Below are 15,157 nucleotides of genomic sequence, written 5' to 3' on the forward strand. Positions count from 1 at the left end.
AGGAACAAACATGGCTCTTTTGACATTGCACGGCGCGTCCCTGTCGTTCAGTGATTTTCCGCTGCTCGACCATGCCGAGCTCACCATAGAGCGGGGCGAGCGCCTCTGTCTGGTGGGTCGCAACGGGGCGGGCAAGTCCACCCTGATGAAGGTGATTGCCAGCGAACTGCCGCTGGACGACGGCCGTCTGGTGTTGCAACAAGATTTGAAAGTGACCCGCCTCGAGCAGGATCCGCCCGCCTCGAGCGAGATCACCGTGTTCGATTACGCCGCAGAAGGGCTGGCCGGGGTAGGGGAGCTGCTCAAGCAGTACCACCATGTCTCCCACGCCCTGGCGCACGACCCTTCCGATGCCAACATTCGCACCATGAGCCAGTTGCAGGAGCAGCTCGACTATCAGAACGGCTGGCAGTACGAAACCCGCATCAATCAGGTGCTGACCCTGCTCGATCTCGACCCTGATGTGACGCTCGACAGTCTGTCTGGCGGCTGGCTGCGCAAGGTGGCTCTGGCCCGCGCCCTGGCGTGTGACCCGGACCTGTTGCTGCTGGACGAGCCGACCAACCATCTGGACATCGATGCCATCAACTGGCTGGAAGAGTTCCTCAAGGACTTTCGTGGCGCCATCGTCTTCATCTCCCACGACCGGGAGTTCATCCACAAGCTGGCGACCCGGATCATCGATCTCGATCGCGGCGTGATCACCTCCTGGCCCGGTAACTATGACGAATATCTGCAAGGCAAGGAGGAGTGGTTGCGGGTCGAGGAGCTGAAAAACGCCGAGTTCGACCGCAAGCTGGCCCAGGAAGAGGTGTGGGTCCGCCAGGGGATCAAGGCGCGTCGTACCCGCAACGAGGGACGGGTGCGGGCCCTCAAGGCGATGCGCATGGAGCGCACCCAGCGCCGGGAACTGCAGGGCAAGGCCAAGCTGCAACTGGACGAGGCGGGCCGCTCCGGCAAGCTGATGTTCGAGACCGAGGGGCTGGGGCTGGACTTTGGTGATCGCACCCTGTTCCAGGGACTGGATCTGCAGGTGCTGCGCGGGGACAAGATTGCTCTGGTTGGCCCCAACGGCTGCGGCAAGTCGACCCTGATCAAGCTGCTGATGGGCCAGCTCGAGGCGAGCCGTGGCTCGGTGCGCCAGGGGACCAACCTGGAAGTGGCCTACTTCGATCAATACCGTGAGCAGCTCGATCCCGAGAAGACGGTGGTGGACAACGTGGGGGAGGGCAAGCAGGAGGTGATGGTTCGCGGCCGCTCCCGCCACATCCTTGGCTACCTGCAGGACTTCCTGTTCGAGCCCAAGCGGGCGCGCACCCCGGTCAAGGCCTTGTCAGGGGGCGAGAAAAACCGTCTACTGTTGGCCAAACTCTTCCTCAAACCCAGTAACTTGTTGATTCTGGATGAACCAACCAACGACCTGGATGTCGAAACGCTGGAATTGCTGGAAGAGCTGCTCACCGATTATCCGGGCACCCTGCTGCTGGTCAGCCACGATCGCCGTTTCATCGACAATACCGTGACCGGCTGCTGGCTGTTTGAAGGGGATGGACGGATCAGCGATTATGTCGGGGGCTACGCCGACATGATGGCCACACGAGCCCTGCAGGCCGCCCAACAGACGGCCAAGCCGGCCCCGGTCAAGGTGGCAGAGCCTGTCGCATCGGCAGCGGAGCCTGCGAAAACAACACGAAAACTCTCTTACAAGTTGCAACTGGAGCTGGATAATCTGCCAGCCCGGCTGGAACAGTTGGAAATGGAACTCGATGCCCTGCAGGCCGAGATTAACCACCCCGGTTTCTTCTCCCTGCCAGCAGAGCAGACCCAGCCCAAACTGGATGCATTGAATGCGGCAGAGGCCGCATTGGAACACGCCTTCTCCCGTTGGGAGGAGTTGGAAGCGTTGAAACATCAAGACTAAGGAAGTAGATGAAAAAGCAATTATCCATGCTGGCCATCCTGGTCGGCGCCAGCCTCAACGCGCAGGCGGCACAAAGCTCCTTTTTCACCATCGTCGATGACGAAGTCAAAGGCTATGCCAGCGGGATCAGCGGCGATGCCAACGGCCTCATCGGGCTCAACACCAAGAACAACATGGCGGAATACTTCTCCACCGTGCGGTTTGCCGACTTCCTGGTGGATCGTTTCCGTTTCGAGCAGGGTTGCATGCTCTCCAACTCGGTCTGCAACTCCTTCTGGAGCGACAACTCGGGCTTTGCCTACCAGTGGCGTCGCGACTTCCTGGACAAGGTGGATCAACGCAGCAACCTGGGCTACGTGACCAGCTCCGAGGTCGATGGCCTGGTGACGGCCCTCGGGGATGTTCCGGAGGATCGGGTCGGTTACAAGATGAATGGCAAGCTGCGCACCGCCTTTGCCGTGGTCAATGACGGCAACCCGGTCGAGCTCAAGGATGCGGCCAGCACCCACGGCCTGAGCGTACCCACCTCCATCAAGAAGCTGGACAACGGTCAGTATCTGGTGACCGGTACCGCGGCCAGCGACAAGTATCGCCACAAGGTGGGCGGTGATTTCTACAAGTGGTGTTTCGAGACGGGCAATGACAGCCAGTACGGTGACTTCCGCTACTGCCCCGGGGTCGATACCCAGGCGAGTTTCTGGCTGCTCAACAGCTCGGGCGGGTTCAACAAGCTGATGCAGGCCGGCACCTATGGCCATCAGCGTGACGAGGTGCTGCAAACCGCTTCTGCACTGGGCGTGGCCAAGTACAACGGCACCCTCTACGGCGTGGGCTACAGCTCTACCGGCGAGGTGGGCACCGGTGATCTGGATGGCCGCAACCTCGCCAGCTACTGGACCCTGGATACGGCTGCCGGCACCGTGGGCACCACCAAGATCATCCCGCTGCCGGATGGCGAGCCTGGCAAGGACGATGCCAAGCTGCAACACAGCTGGGCCGTGGCCGTCAACGACAACGGCTACGTGATCGGCAACCAGCGCTATCGCATCAACAAGGGTCAGAACCGCCCGGTGGAGATGTTCCTGTTCAACCTGAGCAAGCCGGGTACGGCGGCCAGCCTTCCTCTTCAAGACAAGCCGGTCTCGGGGGCAGGCTCGGAAGCGGCCGCCATCAACGAGCACAACATGGTGGTTGGCTGGCGCGACTCCCGCCATCAGACCCAACCGGTGGTCAATGGCACCAACCGCATGCAGGAAGCCTTCCTGCTGAACGCGGCCGCCCCGGCCAACAGCTGGTATCTGAACGATCTCATCTGTGGCAAGGATGACGCCGGCAACAAGCAGTGTGCCCAGAACGGCAAGTACTATCACATCGCTTATGCCAGCGGCATCAGCAGCGACGGCACCATTGCCGCGACGGCGTATCGCTATGACAGCGAGAGCGACCTCAACAAACGCGCCAACGCCACCGTGGTCGCCGTCAAACTGACGCCGGCCGTGGCGGATTATCAGGGCAATGCCCCGGCCAGCTATGTGGTCAGCAATGCGCCGGTCAACAACCAGACCGGTCAGGATGGTGGCGAGGGCGGTGGTGGCAGCCTGTTCTGGTTGACTCTGCTGGCGCTGCCCTTTGCCTGGCTGCGTCGCTATCAGCGATAAATAAGTGTCATCAAAAATTAATGCAGTTCAGTATCTTGTGTCACAACCCCTGAATAGCATGGAATTTTTGTTTGACCCTGCCTCCCCCCTGGGGTAAAGATGAAGGCGACCGGTGAAAAACTGGTCGCTTTTTTTGTTCCACGAAGAGGGTCGTAGATGATGAAGAGACAGAAACGGGACCGTCTGGAGAGAGCTCGCGCTCGTGGTTATCAGGCTGGCGTAGTCGGCAAACAGAAAGAAGCGTGTCCGTACCAGTGCCTGGATGCCAGGGGCCATTGGCTTGGTGGTTGGCGCGATGCCATGGAAGGGCGAGGCTCAGGCCTCTTCATGAAGTAACCGATACTTCATCACTCATTACAAAAGGAAAGGGGCCATCGTGGCCCCTTTACGTTGTCTCTGCTCACCCAGGAGCAGGATCAGAATGCGGTGGTGTCTTTGAACAGGCCCACTTTCAGATCGGTGGCGCTGTAGATGGGGCGACCATCCACTTCCACGACGCCATCGGCAATGCCCATGACCAGTTTGCGGTTGATGACGCGCTTGAAGGTGATTTTGTAGGTGACCTTCTTGGCCGTCGGCAGGATCTGGCCGGTGAACTTGACTTCACCGACACCCAGCGCACGTCCCTTGCCAGGACCCCCTTTCCAGCCCAGGAAGAAGCCGACCAGTTGCCACATGGCATCCAGGCCCAGGCAGCCAGGCATGACGGGATCGCCGGGGAAGTGGCAGTCGAAGAACCAGAGATCCGGCGTGATATCGAGTTCAGCCAGGATTTCACCCTTGCCGTGCTCGCCGCCATGGTCGTTGATCTTGACGATGCGATCCATCATCAGCATGTTGGGGGCGGGCAGCTGGCTGTTACCTTCACCAAATAATTCGCCACGGCTGCAGGCAAGCAGCTCTTCACGGGTAAAGGACTCTTTGCCTTGTTCGCACAGGGAGAGGCGGGGATCAGTGGTGTCGTTATCTAGGGTCACGCTGTTTATCCTTCATATGGGTCAAAGCCGGGCCAATTTAGCTTACAGATGTTCGCCAAACAACTCCGATCACTTCATTTAACGGCCAAGCAGCCGGTCCAGCAGGCTGCGCAGCAGGCCGCCACTCTTGGTTGCCGTGCCATTGAGTTCGTCCAGTCTCTCCTGGATGCGGCCAAACAGGGTATCCGGCATGTCAGGCTCCCCAGCAACGCAGCCGGTGAGCAGCTCGATTGCCTCTTCCACGTGATCCACCGGGTGGATGTGGAACTGGCCGGCCTCTACTGCCGCGATCACTTCATCAGAGAGGTTGAGCTGCTGGGCGTTGGTGCCTGGCAGCAGAATGCCTTGCTTTCCGGTGAGACCGTGGATCTTGCACACCCGGAAGAAGCCCTCAATCTTCTCGTTCACGCCGCCCACGGCCTGCACATTGCCGAACTGGTCGACCGCACCGGTCACGGCGAAGTGCTGATAGATGGGCTGGCGGGCGAGGGCGGAGAGCAGGGCACACAGGCCGGTCAGGGAGGCGCTGTCACCATCGATCTCGTGGTATGACTGCTCGAACACCAGGTTGGCCGAGAGCGGCGAGGGGTTCTCTGCGCCGAACTTGTTGGAGAGGTAGCCGTGGATGATCATCATGGCCTTGGCGTGAATGTGCCCGGCGAGCTCCGCCTTGCGCTCGATGTCAGCAACATCGCCATCCCCGAGGTGGACGGTCGCGGTGAGGCGTACCGGCTCCCCGAAGTCATAGGGATGGCCGGCCACCTGGATGACGGAAAGCCCGTTGATCTGGCCAACCTCTTCACCGTCGGTCTGCAGCAGGATCTGGCCGTCGATGACACCCTGATCCGATTGCTCCACCAGATAGTTGAGGCGGTAATCCTGTTCTTCCAGGGCGAGCAGGATATGTTCGTCAGTGACGCAGATCGCTTCCAGCTCGCGGGCCAGGCTGTCGGCCATGCGCATGATGGCGCCGAGCTGTACCTCGGAGAGGGATAGCCACTCCTGGTGGTCACACAGGCGGCTGGCATGGCGACAGAGGGCGAGGAGGGCACCTGGGGTGAAATCCAGCAGCGCCCAGCGCGCTCGCAGCCAGGCGAGATATTGCAGGAAGGCGGGGAGATCTTCCTCGATGTTCACTTCGGAGACCAGATCGGCACGCAGGAAGATGCGCTCCGCCATGTCCCTGTCCAGCATCTGGAATTCCGCCACGTCCAGCCTGTCACCGACCAGGATCAACTTGAACCGGATGGGGGTCGCCTCCGGGGTGAAGAACGGCGTCAGCGTCTTGCCTTCCTGATAGGCATTCCAGTCCAGCTCGCCTTTTTGCATGGCGTTCTTGAGCTTGAACCAGAGATGAGGCTGATCCAGCAGCTCATCAAGCTGCAGTATCAGGTAACCACCGTTGGCTTCCCGCAGCAGACCAGGTTCCAAAAGGTGCTGGTTGGCGTAAACGGAGCCTTGTTCCGTCTGATAGTTGATGGAACCGAACAAGGTATCCCAGTTCAGGTCACGGCCGTAGACGACAGGGGCTTGCTGATCCTCATGATGGATCAGCAGGTTGATGAGCACCGGGTGCTGGAACTCGAGGCCCTGGGCGACATGGGCGGCCAGATCGGAGAGGAAATCCACGATCTTGGGGTCGTTGTTCTGTTTGCGGATGATCCGGGTGACCAGCCGCTCGGCGTCGAGATGGTGGCTCATCAGCTTGAGCAGCTCACCGACCATTTCGCAGAACTCGAAACCCGAGCCCGGTTGCAGGCGCAGCCAGATGGGCTTGAAAGGGTTGTTGAGATTCTCGGTATAACAGAGATCGAACAGGTCGCCATCCTTGCCATTCGAAGAGGCGATCAGGGTCTGGCAGACATTCTCGTAATCTGCACCGGGGAAACCGTTGAGGATCATGACCGGGCAGTCACCATCAAAACTGGCCAGCCGTTTGATACCCGAAATCGCTCTGGGTTGCAGGGCGGCAAACGGAATGGGGTCGAGTTCGCCAAGTGTGGGGAACTGCTCAATCGAGAAAGCGGGTTTTAATTGTTCTGATGTTAATTCAGCCACTTAAGACATCCGGTCGGGGATAGGATCAATTGCCACCATTATACACAGTTCGGTTGAGGGTGACAGAATACCAAGATATTTCATTTAACATAATATACATTATGCGCGGTTAGATTTGGCTCATTTTGAGGGGCCGCCATCATCGTCCAGCCCAGTACCAGAGCGGCTGCGGAGGCCCCGCAATACTTTTTTAGAATGTCGTACCATTCCTGTCTGGCTTCATCTGACTTCGCTTTCACTGCATGAAGTGAAATCATCACTTCTGCTGGGTCTAGTCCGGCTTCCTTTGCCATAAAAATTGCAATCTCATCAGAGAATTGCTTGTGTCCTTTATTGATTTCGGTCAGGTAAGGACTGGTAAAACTCAATGCTTCGGCAGCTTCCTTCAGCATTGTCATGTTTTTGGCTCTCATGTAGGCCGCTAACAGCGCTTTCGAGTCCATATAACTTTCTCCTATCGGTTTTTTCAAAGTCTAACACACGGCTTTCTGGTGGCTTTTAACACATTGCAATGCGGTAACTTGAGGTTTTAACTACAGGCGTTATCACATAGCAACTAGGTAAAGTGCCATGGAACGCCAGACCTTACAGCAACAGCCCCCGGTTTACCACGTGTGCCAGCAATGCGGCGGTGAAGGCTGTGAGGCCTGTTCTTACCTCTGCATTTTGGACGGCGACATCCATCTAGACCCTGAATTGGATGATGAGATTCCCTCCTTTACGCCGATAAATGGGGTTATCGGCATCATTCCATCCTTTCAATGCCCGCTCTGTGGCAAAACTGACTTCGATTCTCCTGAAGGATGTCAGTCTTCAGCAGTTTATTCCCGTGCTGTTGGTGATTGGCTTTGCTGTATGCCTGGCCTTTCGGGTGCTGTTTCGGTGTCTAACAACTGTGGTATTGGGGGTGAAAAATGATTCGCCTCCCCTTCTATCCCTCTCAAAAGGACCTTTCCAATGCCAAATCTTCCTTTGGAGCTTGTACCATCGACGGCGAGCGATTCTCTCCTTGTAGCCTTCGTCCTCTTCCTGGTCTTCATCGCCTTGTTTCCTATGGCTATTCACATCGCGATGCTTATTTACTCCGCCTCCGCTCGTCTGAGCCGTATCTCGCAATGCTCCGCGAGCAGTGGCAGCAAGATGAAGAAGCCGCCCTCCCCTTAGACCTCAAGGCCCACTACGCCGACAAAGAGACCCATCATATTCAGGTAGGCTCGTTCGCCTACCTCGATGACGCCGCCTTACTCAAGTATGGCGACATCAACGCTCCCGAGCACTGCCAGCACCGTCATGACATGACCGTGCGCAATCACTACCTCCTGCCCTGGTTCCGTTCTGCCTACAGCCAAGCCCTTGAGTACGCCGATTTGCTCACCGCGAACCAGCGTATCAAAGAGCTTTACGACCTCATGAACGTGTCCGGCGACTGCGGTACCCTCTCCCTCACCTCTGACGATGAAGGGTTTGAGGCATTTGCTGAGCGCTTGGCCAAGCACGTGATGACCCTTCGGAGGGACTATTTCGATGGAGATGAAGAGGAATACCCGGCGTTTCGCGCTGCTCACGCCTTACTCGTTGGATACGATTTTCGAGACCCCGATTTCGACTATGACTTCGAAAATCCCGATGCTCCTCGCCCGTGCCATTGGCTCAATCGTTGGGTTGACCCTGTTCATTTGGTTCGGCTTATACGTCGTGTTGCTGCTCGCCGTCTCTTTGACGCCTCACGACTTTCTGGAATTGTTCATAAAAACGGACAGCCCTATTCACCCGATTATCTTGTCTCTCGCCGGGTACACCGTACTCGCAAGAATAGAACCACTCTTTCAGGTCTTGCTGCTGTCAGTCTTGCTGATGGTCTTCATGGATGTCCTCTCACTGATGCTATAGATGCCTCCGTCTCGAATCCTGAGGTTCAACGCGCCGAGCTGATGGCCCGTCTCAAGGGGTTTGAGCAGGTTGCCAAGCAAGAGCGCCATGCCGCCCTCTTCCTCACCTTAACCTGCCCTTCCCGTTTCCATCCCACCAGTGGTGGCAAACCTAACCCCAACTGGTTGGATGCTGGTCGTCCTACCGTCAAGGATGGGCAAGCCTATCTCAATGGCGTATGGCGCAACATTGGCCGTCGCTGCGCTGACAAGGGCACCGACGCTAACCCCAAAGAGCCAATATCTGTTTACGGATTTCGATTCGCTGAGCCTCATGCTGATGGCACCCCCCACTGGCACGCCATCATCTTTGTTCCCTACAAGCAGGCCAATGAGTTCCGCACCATCTGCCGCCGTGAGTGCTTCAAAGACTCCCCTGATGAGCCGGGTGCCCGCAAGCATCGCTTTACCTGCAAACCGTTATCTCTCAAGCGCGGCTCTGCTGTTGGCTACTGCTCCAAGTACATCGCCAAGAACGTTGACGGCTTCGCTGTTGGTGAGGATTACGAAACGGGTACGGCTGCCCTTCAAACCGTTCAGCGCGTCCTTGCCTGGAAGGGAGCCAACAACATCCGCCAGTTTCAGCAGATAGGCGGCCCCACTGTCACCTCATGGCGTGAGCTGCGCCGCATGTCTACACAGGATTACGATATGCCCGGATTTGAATCCCTTTCCCAAGCTGATTGGCTGCTCCTTGAAGCCTGCCGGCGCTCTGCTGATGCTGGTGACTGGGCCGAGTTCTGCGTTGCCATGGGCGGCATCTTCTGCCCCCGTGACCAGCAGGCCCTTCGCCCTGCTTACTCCACTCCCCGCGCCTTCACTCGCCTCAATGCTGGCAACGTGGGTCGTCCATACCACCAGAACGCCGAGGATTTCGAACTCCTCATTAGCCCCGAGGGGCGCATTACCCAGTATGGCGACAAGGCCCGCGCCACCATTGATGGCCTTCTGTTCAACCAGATCCACATCGCCACCCGCCTCAAGCGTTACCAGATCAAGAGCCTGGAAGCGTGGGAAGCCCAGAAGAAGAAAATCCTTGAAGCCGTTCGCGATTACTTCATCACCGCCACTGAGACAGGCGAATACCTCCACATGGCTGACGAGTTGTATCAGGAGGGGCGGCAGAAGCTCTTGGAAGACCTTGATAACTCCCAACTCCTTGCCCTGGACTGGGCCGACTGGCAGGAGTGGGCAGCGCGCAGCGCTGGCGACTCCTGTCCAGTCGCGCCTCCTGTCCCCTTGGACCCGTGTCAATAACTGCCCGAAGCACTCAACCACCAACTACACAACGCAACGAATCGAGGTAAGAGAATGAAAATCATCGCCCAAATCCTGTCGGCCACCGACATCACCACCGCCACCAAAGACCGCGATGGCCGCAAAGTCACGACTGGCCAGGTCAAGCTCCTCTGCACAGACCCCAGTCAGATCATTGATGTGGCCATCACTGAAGAGCAAGTCACTGCGGGATACCACGCATCCCTCAAGACTCTTGTGGGCAAAGGCCCGACCGAATTCATGGTCGAGTACCGCTCCGGTTCGTTCGGTGATGACAACAACCGTCACCGCTCCTACAACGGGTTCCGCCTCGTGGATCTCCCTGCCAGCCTCCAGGCAAAGGCGTAAGTCATGGACGTTGACTACTCCCAACTGCTGGTAGCTGCCTCCTATCTGCTGCTGTTTGCCTTCGGGTTCAACGGGGGGAATCAACGCTGATGGAACCGGTAATCGGACTGTATATCGCTGGCGGGCTGCTTGTTTGGCTCGTCGGATATGGTTCTGGCGTCGTGTATCGATACACTCGCCAGATTTTTGAAAAGGCCTCTCGCGGGTCTTGATAGTGGTAAACGCTTATCAATCTCTGATAAGTGAAACAGTAATCAAAAGGAAACTGATTATGAAAATTCGCAACATGGTTCGCAAGTACGCCGCTCCCGTTCTGGTTGCTGGCTCTGCCCTGGTCTCCGGTATCGCATCCGCTGAAATCGATGCTGCTGCCGTGACTGCCGTCAAGACTGCCGTCATCGCTGACGCTGGCACCGCTTCTGCGGCTGGCTTCGCCATCATGGCTGTTGTTCTGTCCCTGTCCATCGGCTTCGGTCTGCTCCAGACCTTCGCCCGCAAGGGTGCACAAGGCTGATCAACCTCGGGGCTTTGCCCCTGTACTGTCGGGGGGCTCTGCCCCCCTTTTTTATGGGGGATATATGCGCCCGTTCATCATACTCTTTACAGCCTTATTGACTTTCAGCGGCGGCGTGGCTGCTTTTTCCATGGCGTCTGTCATTAAGCAGGCTGAGATAATTAAGGTTAATGCTGTCACTGCTGCTACCAATACAGCAATAACAGTCAGTACCACTATTCGCGGTTTTGCCGCAAATGACCCTTATCAAATTAAAACCGTTGACGTCCCAAAAACCAGATTCATGGGGCATGTTAAAAGTAATTTGGGTTCATTGGTTAAAAAGAATGCTTGGTATGCTGGTTGGTTCGCTGCCATGGCTGCTGCTGGCTGGGCTATTGATGAACTAACAAATCAAGTTACCCAGCCCCTTACTACATGGCGTGGAACCTGTAAAAACACCACATCCCAATTCCCTGTTAACATGCCAAATACTCTTCTTATGGATTGTGCTGCTGCTATCGCTGCTATGGCCGCTAACACCCCAGATAAATATAAGTTTTCTTATTTCACAAAAAACCCTACTTCTGTTGATATATTTTTTGTGAATCAGTGGGGGCATACCCCACACCCCCGTTTGGCGCAACTTCAAAATATTCAGTCCGTTACAACCAATAACAATCCTGTATCAGAAGATCAATTATATGACTCTTTAGTAACTCGTATGCTTCAAGACCCTGTTAGCGCATCTCAGGCTTTTATGGTCCCTGACCCTTGGCCTTATCCGTATCCTGAAATTTTCCCCGACACCGTTCCCTATATCGCGGGTGTTACGCAATCAGACCAAGAGCTGCTTGATCTCTATGCTCAAGGTTTACTGCAATCCTCTAATCCTAATGCTGCCCATTACGTTTCCCCTGAGAAGCTGGCAGAGATTGCTGCTTTAGCTGGTCAGTTACAACAGGGGTTAAATCCCGAGGCTGCCGTTGATGCGGCTAACCAAGCAGCTCAATCCCCTGTTACACAAGCCCAGCTTGAGGAGATACTTAAGAAACAGGCTGCCGCTGAGGCCAAGGCTGATGCCGCTGCTGTTACACAAGCCGCCTCTGCTCTGGCTCCTGCCGCCACTGCCCTTGATAAGCTCAATGATGAAAAAGCGGACTTGGAAGGGATGATAACGGATGCCCCTACAGCGCAACCGCCTTCCACCATGCCAAATATATTTAAGTGGACCCTTCCTACTGGTAATTGTCAGCCCTACCCTTTTACGTTCACCATTCAAGCAGGCTCCGCCCATGCTGATGATAATGGGGCTTTTTGCCAAACCTATAATGAAGTTGTCCACCCTCTTATATTTTGGTTTTTGAATATGCTCACCGCCATTTACATATTTTCTATATGGTCCCGTACTATGACTTCTGTTGTTGGAGGTAGGTAATGAAACTTTTAATTGCTTTTTTGATAGAAAAGATTGGCGAGTTGTTCGCTAAAATAGTTTCTTTCTTTTCGCGCAAGGCGGCTGTTGCTGCCTTGATTCTTGCAATGACTACCATGGTTGTCACGTTTACATCAGCCATCAATGGACTGCTTGCAGGTATTTCAACATCCAGTGTTGCCAATGGTTATATCCTCTTTGGCCTCGGACTGCTTCCATCTAACACTGCCGCTTGTATTGCTGCCATAGGTGTTGCCAAGGCTGCCCAATGGCTGTTTATCTGGCAGATGGCGCTTGCCCGTTCCGCCTTTGATGGGAAATAAGGGGGTTCAATGAAAGCACCTTATTTCGTCACGGGGCCTGTTGGCGCGGGTAAGACCGTTAATATGGTCAATATCATGGTCGGGTATCTTAATGAGGGCCGTCCAGTTGCCACCAACATTGATGTTTATCCCGAGCACATGCCTCTCAATGAAATCGGTAAACAGACTCCTATCATCCGGCTTCCCGAAGAGCCCCGTTCGTCCGACCTTGAAAACCTCGGCTATGCCTATGACCGCCCCAAGAAAACCGCCCTTTGGTCTGCCGAAGAGCAGCTCTATGACGAATCCAAAAATGGCTGCCTCGCCCTGGATGAAACTGCCTTCTTCATGAATACCCGTGACTGGAACAATCCGGATCGTGCCCAGCTTATCAAGTGGCTCCGGCTTGTTCGAAAGCGCGGCTGGAATGCGTTCCTCGGTGTCCAGGATATCGAGTCTATCGACAAACAGATCGTCAATGCTCTTTGCCGCACTGTCTGCTGGTGCTACAGCACCGACACCATGTTCAGCGCTTCCATGGGGGCCAAGGGTTTCCTTGTCTACCCGCTGATCTGGTTCGCTCGTCTCTTCATCCGGTTTGTGCTCCGAGTTCCCCGTGTTCACGTTGCCAGCTACTTCAAGGGCAAGAGCAAGACCACGGGATCCCCCTGTGGCACCAAATACGCCTGGGGCCGCTGGCTCTACAAGGCCTATGACACCGCCCAGGAATTTGACGATGGCAAAGAGCTTTTTGATTTTCCGGTACGGGATTCAAAGGGTTTGTACAAGTGCCGCATCAGGCTCGGCAATGGCGAGTATAAAGAGGCCTATTTGCACCCGTCAGCCATTGATGCCACCCCCGATTGTGAGCGCATCACAGAACCCCGTTTCGTTGATATGCGGGCCTGCTATACCATCCTCCCGGCCAATTACATCCATCAGTGGTATGGTGCAAAAGACCAGGCGAAATCCCCTTCATCGGATGCGCCTCAAATCCGATTCCCGATCACCAATCCATTCCTTATCCCGCGCTACGTCATGATGAAGTGCGCTGACCATGTTGCTCGATCCCAGAACGTTCCTCTTGCTTCTGTCCTGCTGCGCTGGGGCCTTGTCAGCTACGCCACAGCACGTTCTCACCCCGAACTCGGCCCCGTCATTCGTCGGCAATATTGGTTGCGTCGTTACGGCCTCAAATCAACGGTGGATTATCATGGTCGGGTTATGCTGTAGTGTGTTTACCACACGGCAGGAGCCCAGTGATGAACAAGAACAAAAAGGACTATATCTACAATCCCAAGCTCTTCAGACGGCCCCGTGGCTCTTCCCCTACCCCACTTTCCCTAACCCCGTCAGTTAAACCGGGCAATGCGGCCTTTCTCGTCGGCCTGATGCTTGGATTTATGGCGGGATTCATCCTGGCAAAGCTGACCTGATCTCTTCCCCTTTCCTCCCTTGTTTTGTCCAAAGGAATAGCGTCTATCCATAGGGGGCGACCCTCTTTCATCGTCCTGCGCCCGAAGGGCGCCCGAGCGAAGCGAGGCTAGATGATACCCCGTCAACCCCGCCTAATCCCAAGCCGTGGCCAGTTCTTTTTTTATCCAAAACAATTGAAATTCGTATACGTAAATCATTCATCTGCTATAATGAATAATGTAAACGGAAATCAATTGGAGATACGGAAATGGCTGATGCAAAGCGTGGTGGTGCTCGTCCAGGTGCCGGACGTCCCAAGGGAGAAACAACGACGATGGTCAGGGTGCCGGATGGTTGCCTTGAGCAGGTTCGGCAATTGATTTCCGCATACAGGAATCATGAACCTTTGCCTGTTTCAGATACTCCTGTTGATAAGCCTGTTGTTCTCACTGATGCTGATAAGGCCTGGTTTATCTATGGCTCTATGTTTGCTCGTCGTACTGGTGGTGACCGAGTGCACGATACTTTCTTTTCCTTAGTCTCTGAAACTGAATACCCTTTTATTTTTCTTCTTCATCTTCTTGAAAACCTTTTAAATCTTCCTGCCCTAGATGGTTATTTTCCTTCTGAATGGTCTGATATTCGTCAGCTCCGTCAGTTTGCTAAGGAGCTGTATATTCACAATGGTCACTTGAAGTGAGGGGCGTAGCCCCTACAAGCCGCCCACTGCTGGCGATGGGGACGCCATGCGGTAGGCGGCGGAACATGCCCATCTAGACCAGAGGCGGGGCCCCCCTCCTCCTGCTAAACCGGCTTTTGAGGCTATCAGCGTTCAGAGGTAGGCAAACGCCTTAGCGCGGCATTGTCTTTCAGCGCCTTCAAGTCTTCAGACCCATAGGATTCGATGATTTCCAGACGCTGGCGCGATAGATAGGTGCCAGCAGGGGTTATCAGGTGATGGCCATTCATTCGCCAGCCATCCCAGTAGCGGGTAAAGATGGTTGGCAGCTCCCGTCCAACTGCCATCTTCATGACTCGTTTGCATACGTCTGGGATCTTTTTACCACCATCCCATAACGTGACCTCCATCACAGAAACAAAACAAAGTTTTGCTGTTTCTTCTTCACTTAAACCGCACTCAAACCACCTAAATATAAAGTTTTTTGTGATATTACGTTGCATCCGTTCATTCTCGTCCGAAACTGACAACATCGTCAGCGGGGACGGAATCGGCCCTTTAAACGTAATCATGAATTATGCGCAGTGTCGGATTTATGAGTCCCAGGGCATGGTCAATCAAGGATTGTCTTTAGGTCCCGCGTCTTGGTTATGAGTGCAGTTTT

Annotated in this window: 16 protein-coding genes; 12 read left to right on the forward strand and 4 right to left on the reverse strand. The window is 55.3% G+C overall.

The window, feature by feature from the left end:
- The first annotated feature begins 10 nt into the window (after nt 1–10).
- The 3 genes from HKD46_RS09920 to rmf all read left to right on the forward strand — a co-directional run bounded on the left by HKD46_RS09920 (nt 11) and on the right by rmf (nt 3,915).
- The gene (locus HKD46_RS09920) at nt 11–1,921 is read left to right on the forward strand and encodes an ABC transporter ATP-binding protein (RefSeq protein ID WP_128295909.1); all 1,911 of its coding nucleotides are present in this window, start codon (nt 11–13) and stop codon (nt 1,919–1,921) included.
- 8 nt (nt 1,922–1,929) lie between these two features.
- Nucleotides 1,930–3,579 carry a DUF3466 family protein gene (locus tag HKD46_RS09925; protein ID WP_010674760.1) on the forward strand — a complete coding sequence of 550 codons (1,650 nt, stop codon included), beginning with the start codon at nt 1,930–1,932 and terminating at the stop codon, nt 3,577–3,579.
- A gap of 156 nt (nt 3,580–3,735) precedes the next feature.
- Nucleotides 3,736–3,915, forward strand: coding sequence for a ribosome modulation factor (gene rmf / locus HKD46_RS09930; protein WP_005315693.1), 180 nt, complete (start codon nt 3,736–3,738; stop codon nt 3,913–3,915).
- Nucleotides 3,916–3,995: 80 nt separating this feature from the next.
- Here rmf and fabA read toward each other — a convergent pair whose 3' ends face one another.
- From fabA to HKD46_RS09945, 3 genes are all read right to left on the reverse strand, one after another.
- Entirely contained in the window at nt 3,996–4,556 is a 561-nt protein-coding gene (fabA, locus tag HKD46_RS09935; protein WP_010674758.1) for a 3-hydroxyacyl-[acyl-carrier-protein] dehydratase FabA, read from the reverse strand.
- Nucleotides 4,557–4,634: 78 nt separating this feature from the next.
- Nucleotides 4,635–6,614 (reverse strand): Lon protease family protein, encoded by a 1,980-nt coding sequence (locus HKD46_RS09940; protein WP_029314542.1) that lies wholly within the window; start codon nt 6,612–6,614, stop codon nt 4,635–4,637.
- 80 nt (nt 6,615–6,694) lie between these two features.
- Nucleotides 6,695–7,057 carry a DUF3693 domain-containing protein gene (locus HKD46_RS09945; protein ID WP_171865354.1) on the reverse strand — a complete coding sequence of 121 codons (363 nt, stop codon included), beginning with the start codon at nt 7,055–7,057 and terminating at the stop codon, nt 6,695–6,697.
- A gap of 127 nt (nt 7,058–7,184) precedes the next feature.
- On the opposite strand from HKD46_RS09945, the gene HKD46_RS09950 reads away from it, so the two are divergent.
- The 9 genes from HKD46_RS09950 (at nt 7,185) to HKD46_RS09990 (ending at nt 14,514) form a co-directional block, all read left to right on the forward strand.
- The gene (locus HKD46_RS09950) at nt 7,185–7,532 is read left to right on the forward strand and encodes a hypothetical protein (RefSeq protein WP_171865355.1); all 348 of its coding nucleotides are present in this window, start codon (nt 7,185–7,187) and stop codon (nt 7,530–7,532) included.
- The gene (locus HKD46_RS09955) at nt 7,529–9,799 is read left to right on the forward strand and encodes a replication endonuclease (RefSeq protein ID WP_171865356.1); all 2,271 of its coding nucleotides are present in this window, start codon (nt 7,529–7,531) and stop codon (nt 9,797–9,799) included. Before HKD46_RS09950 ends, HKD46_RS09955 begins: the two co-directional genes overlap by 4 nt.
- Nucleotides 9,800–9,853: 54 nt before the next feature.
- The gene (locus HKD46_RS09960; protein WP_171865357.1) at nt 9,854–10,168 is read left to right on the forward strand and encodes a chemotaxis protein; all 315 of its coding nucleotides are present in this window, start codon (nt 9,854–9,856) and stop codon (nt 10,166–10,168) included.
- Between the two features lie 271 nt (nt 10,169–10,439).
- Complete coding sequence (locus HKD46_RS09965; protein WP_106886770.1) at nt 10,440–10,682, forward strand: hypothetical protein; 243 nt, start codon at nt 10,440–10,442, stop codon at nt 10,680–10,682.
- A gap of 64 nt (nt 10,683–10,746) precedes the next feature.
- Nucleotides 10,747–12,099 (forward strand): hypothetical protein, encoded by a 1,353-nt coding sequence (locus HKD46_RS09970; RefSeq protein ID WP_171865358.1) that lies wholly within the window; start codon nt 10,747–10,749, stop codon nt 12,097–12,099.
- A complete protein-coding gene (locus tag HKD46_RS09975) occupies nt 12,099–12,419 on the forward strand; it encodes a DUF5455 family protein (protein WP_139736329.1) in 321 nt (106 codons plus the stop codon). Before HKD46_RS09970 ends, HKD46_RS09975 begins: the two co-directional genes overlap by 1 nt.
- 9 nt (nt 12,420–12,428) lie before the next feature.
- Complete coding sequence (locus HKD46_RS09980) at nt 12,429–13,631, forward strand: zonular occludens toxin domain-containing protein (protein ID WP_171865359.1); 1,203 nt, start codon at nt 12,429–12,431, stop codon at nt 13,629–13,631.
- Nucleotides 13,632–13,660: 29 nt separating this feature from the next.
- Nucleotides 13,661–13,834 carry a hypothetical protein gene (locus HKD46_RS09985; protein WP_171865360.1) on the forward strand — a complete coding sequence of 58 codons (174 nt, stop codon included), beginning with the start codon at nt 13,661–13,663 and terminating at the stop codon, nt 13,832–13,834.
- Between the two features lie 248 nt (nt 13,835–14,082).
- The gene (locus HKD46_RS09990; protein ID WP_171865361.1) at nt 14,083–14,514 is read left to right on the forward strand and encodes a hypothetical protein; all 432 of its coding nucleotides are present in this window, start codon (nt 14,083–14,085) and stop codon (nt 14,512–14,514) included.
- 125 nt (nt 14,515–14,639) lie between these two features.
- Here the strand turns inward: HKD46_RS09990 and HKD46_RS09995 are convergent, their stop codons facing one another.
- Nucleotides 14,640–14,996 (reverse strand): DUF3653 domain-containing protein, encoded by a 357-nt coding sequence (locus HKD46_RS09995; protein ID WP_171865362.1) that lies wholly within the window; start codon nt 14,994–14,996, stop codon nt 14,640–14,642.
- Nucleotides 14,997–15,157 lie beyond the last annotated feature (161 nt).

Origin of the sequence: Aeromonas sp. TW 6, from assembly GCF_013168745.1 — a bacterium.
In the GTDB taxonomy this organism is placed as follows: Bacteria; Pseudomonadota; Gammaproteobacteria; order Enterobacterales; family Aeromonadaceae; genus Aeromonas; species Aeromonas caviae.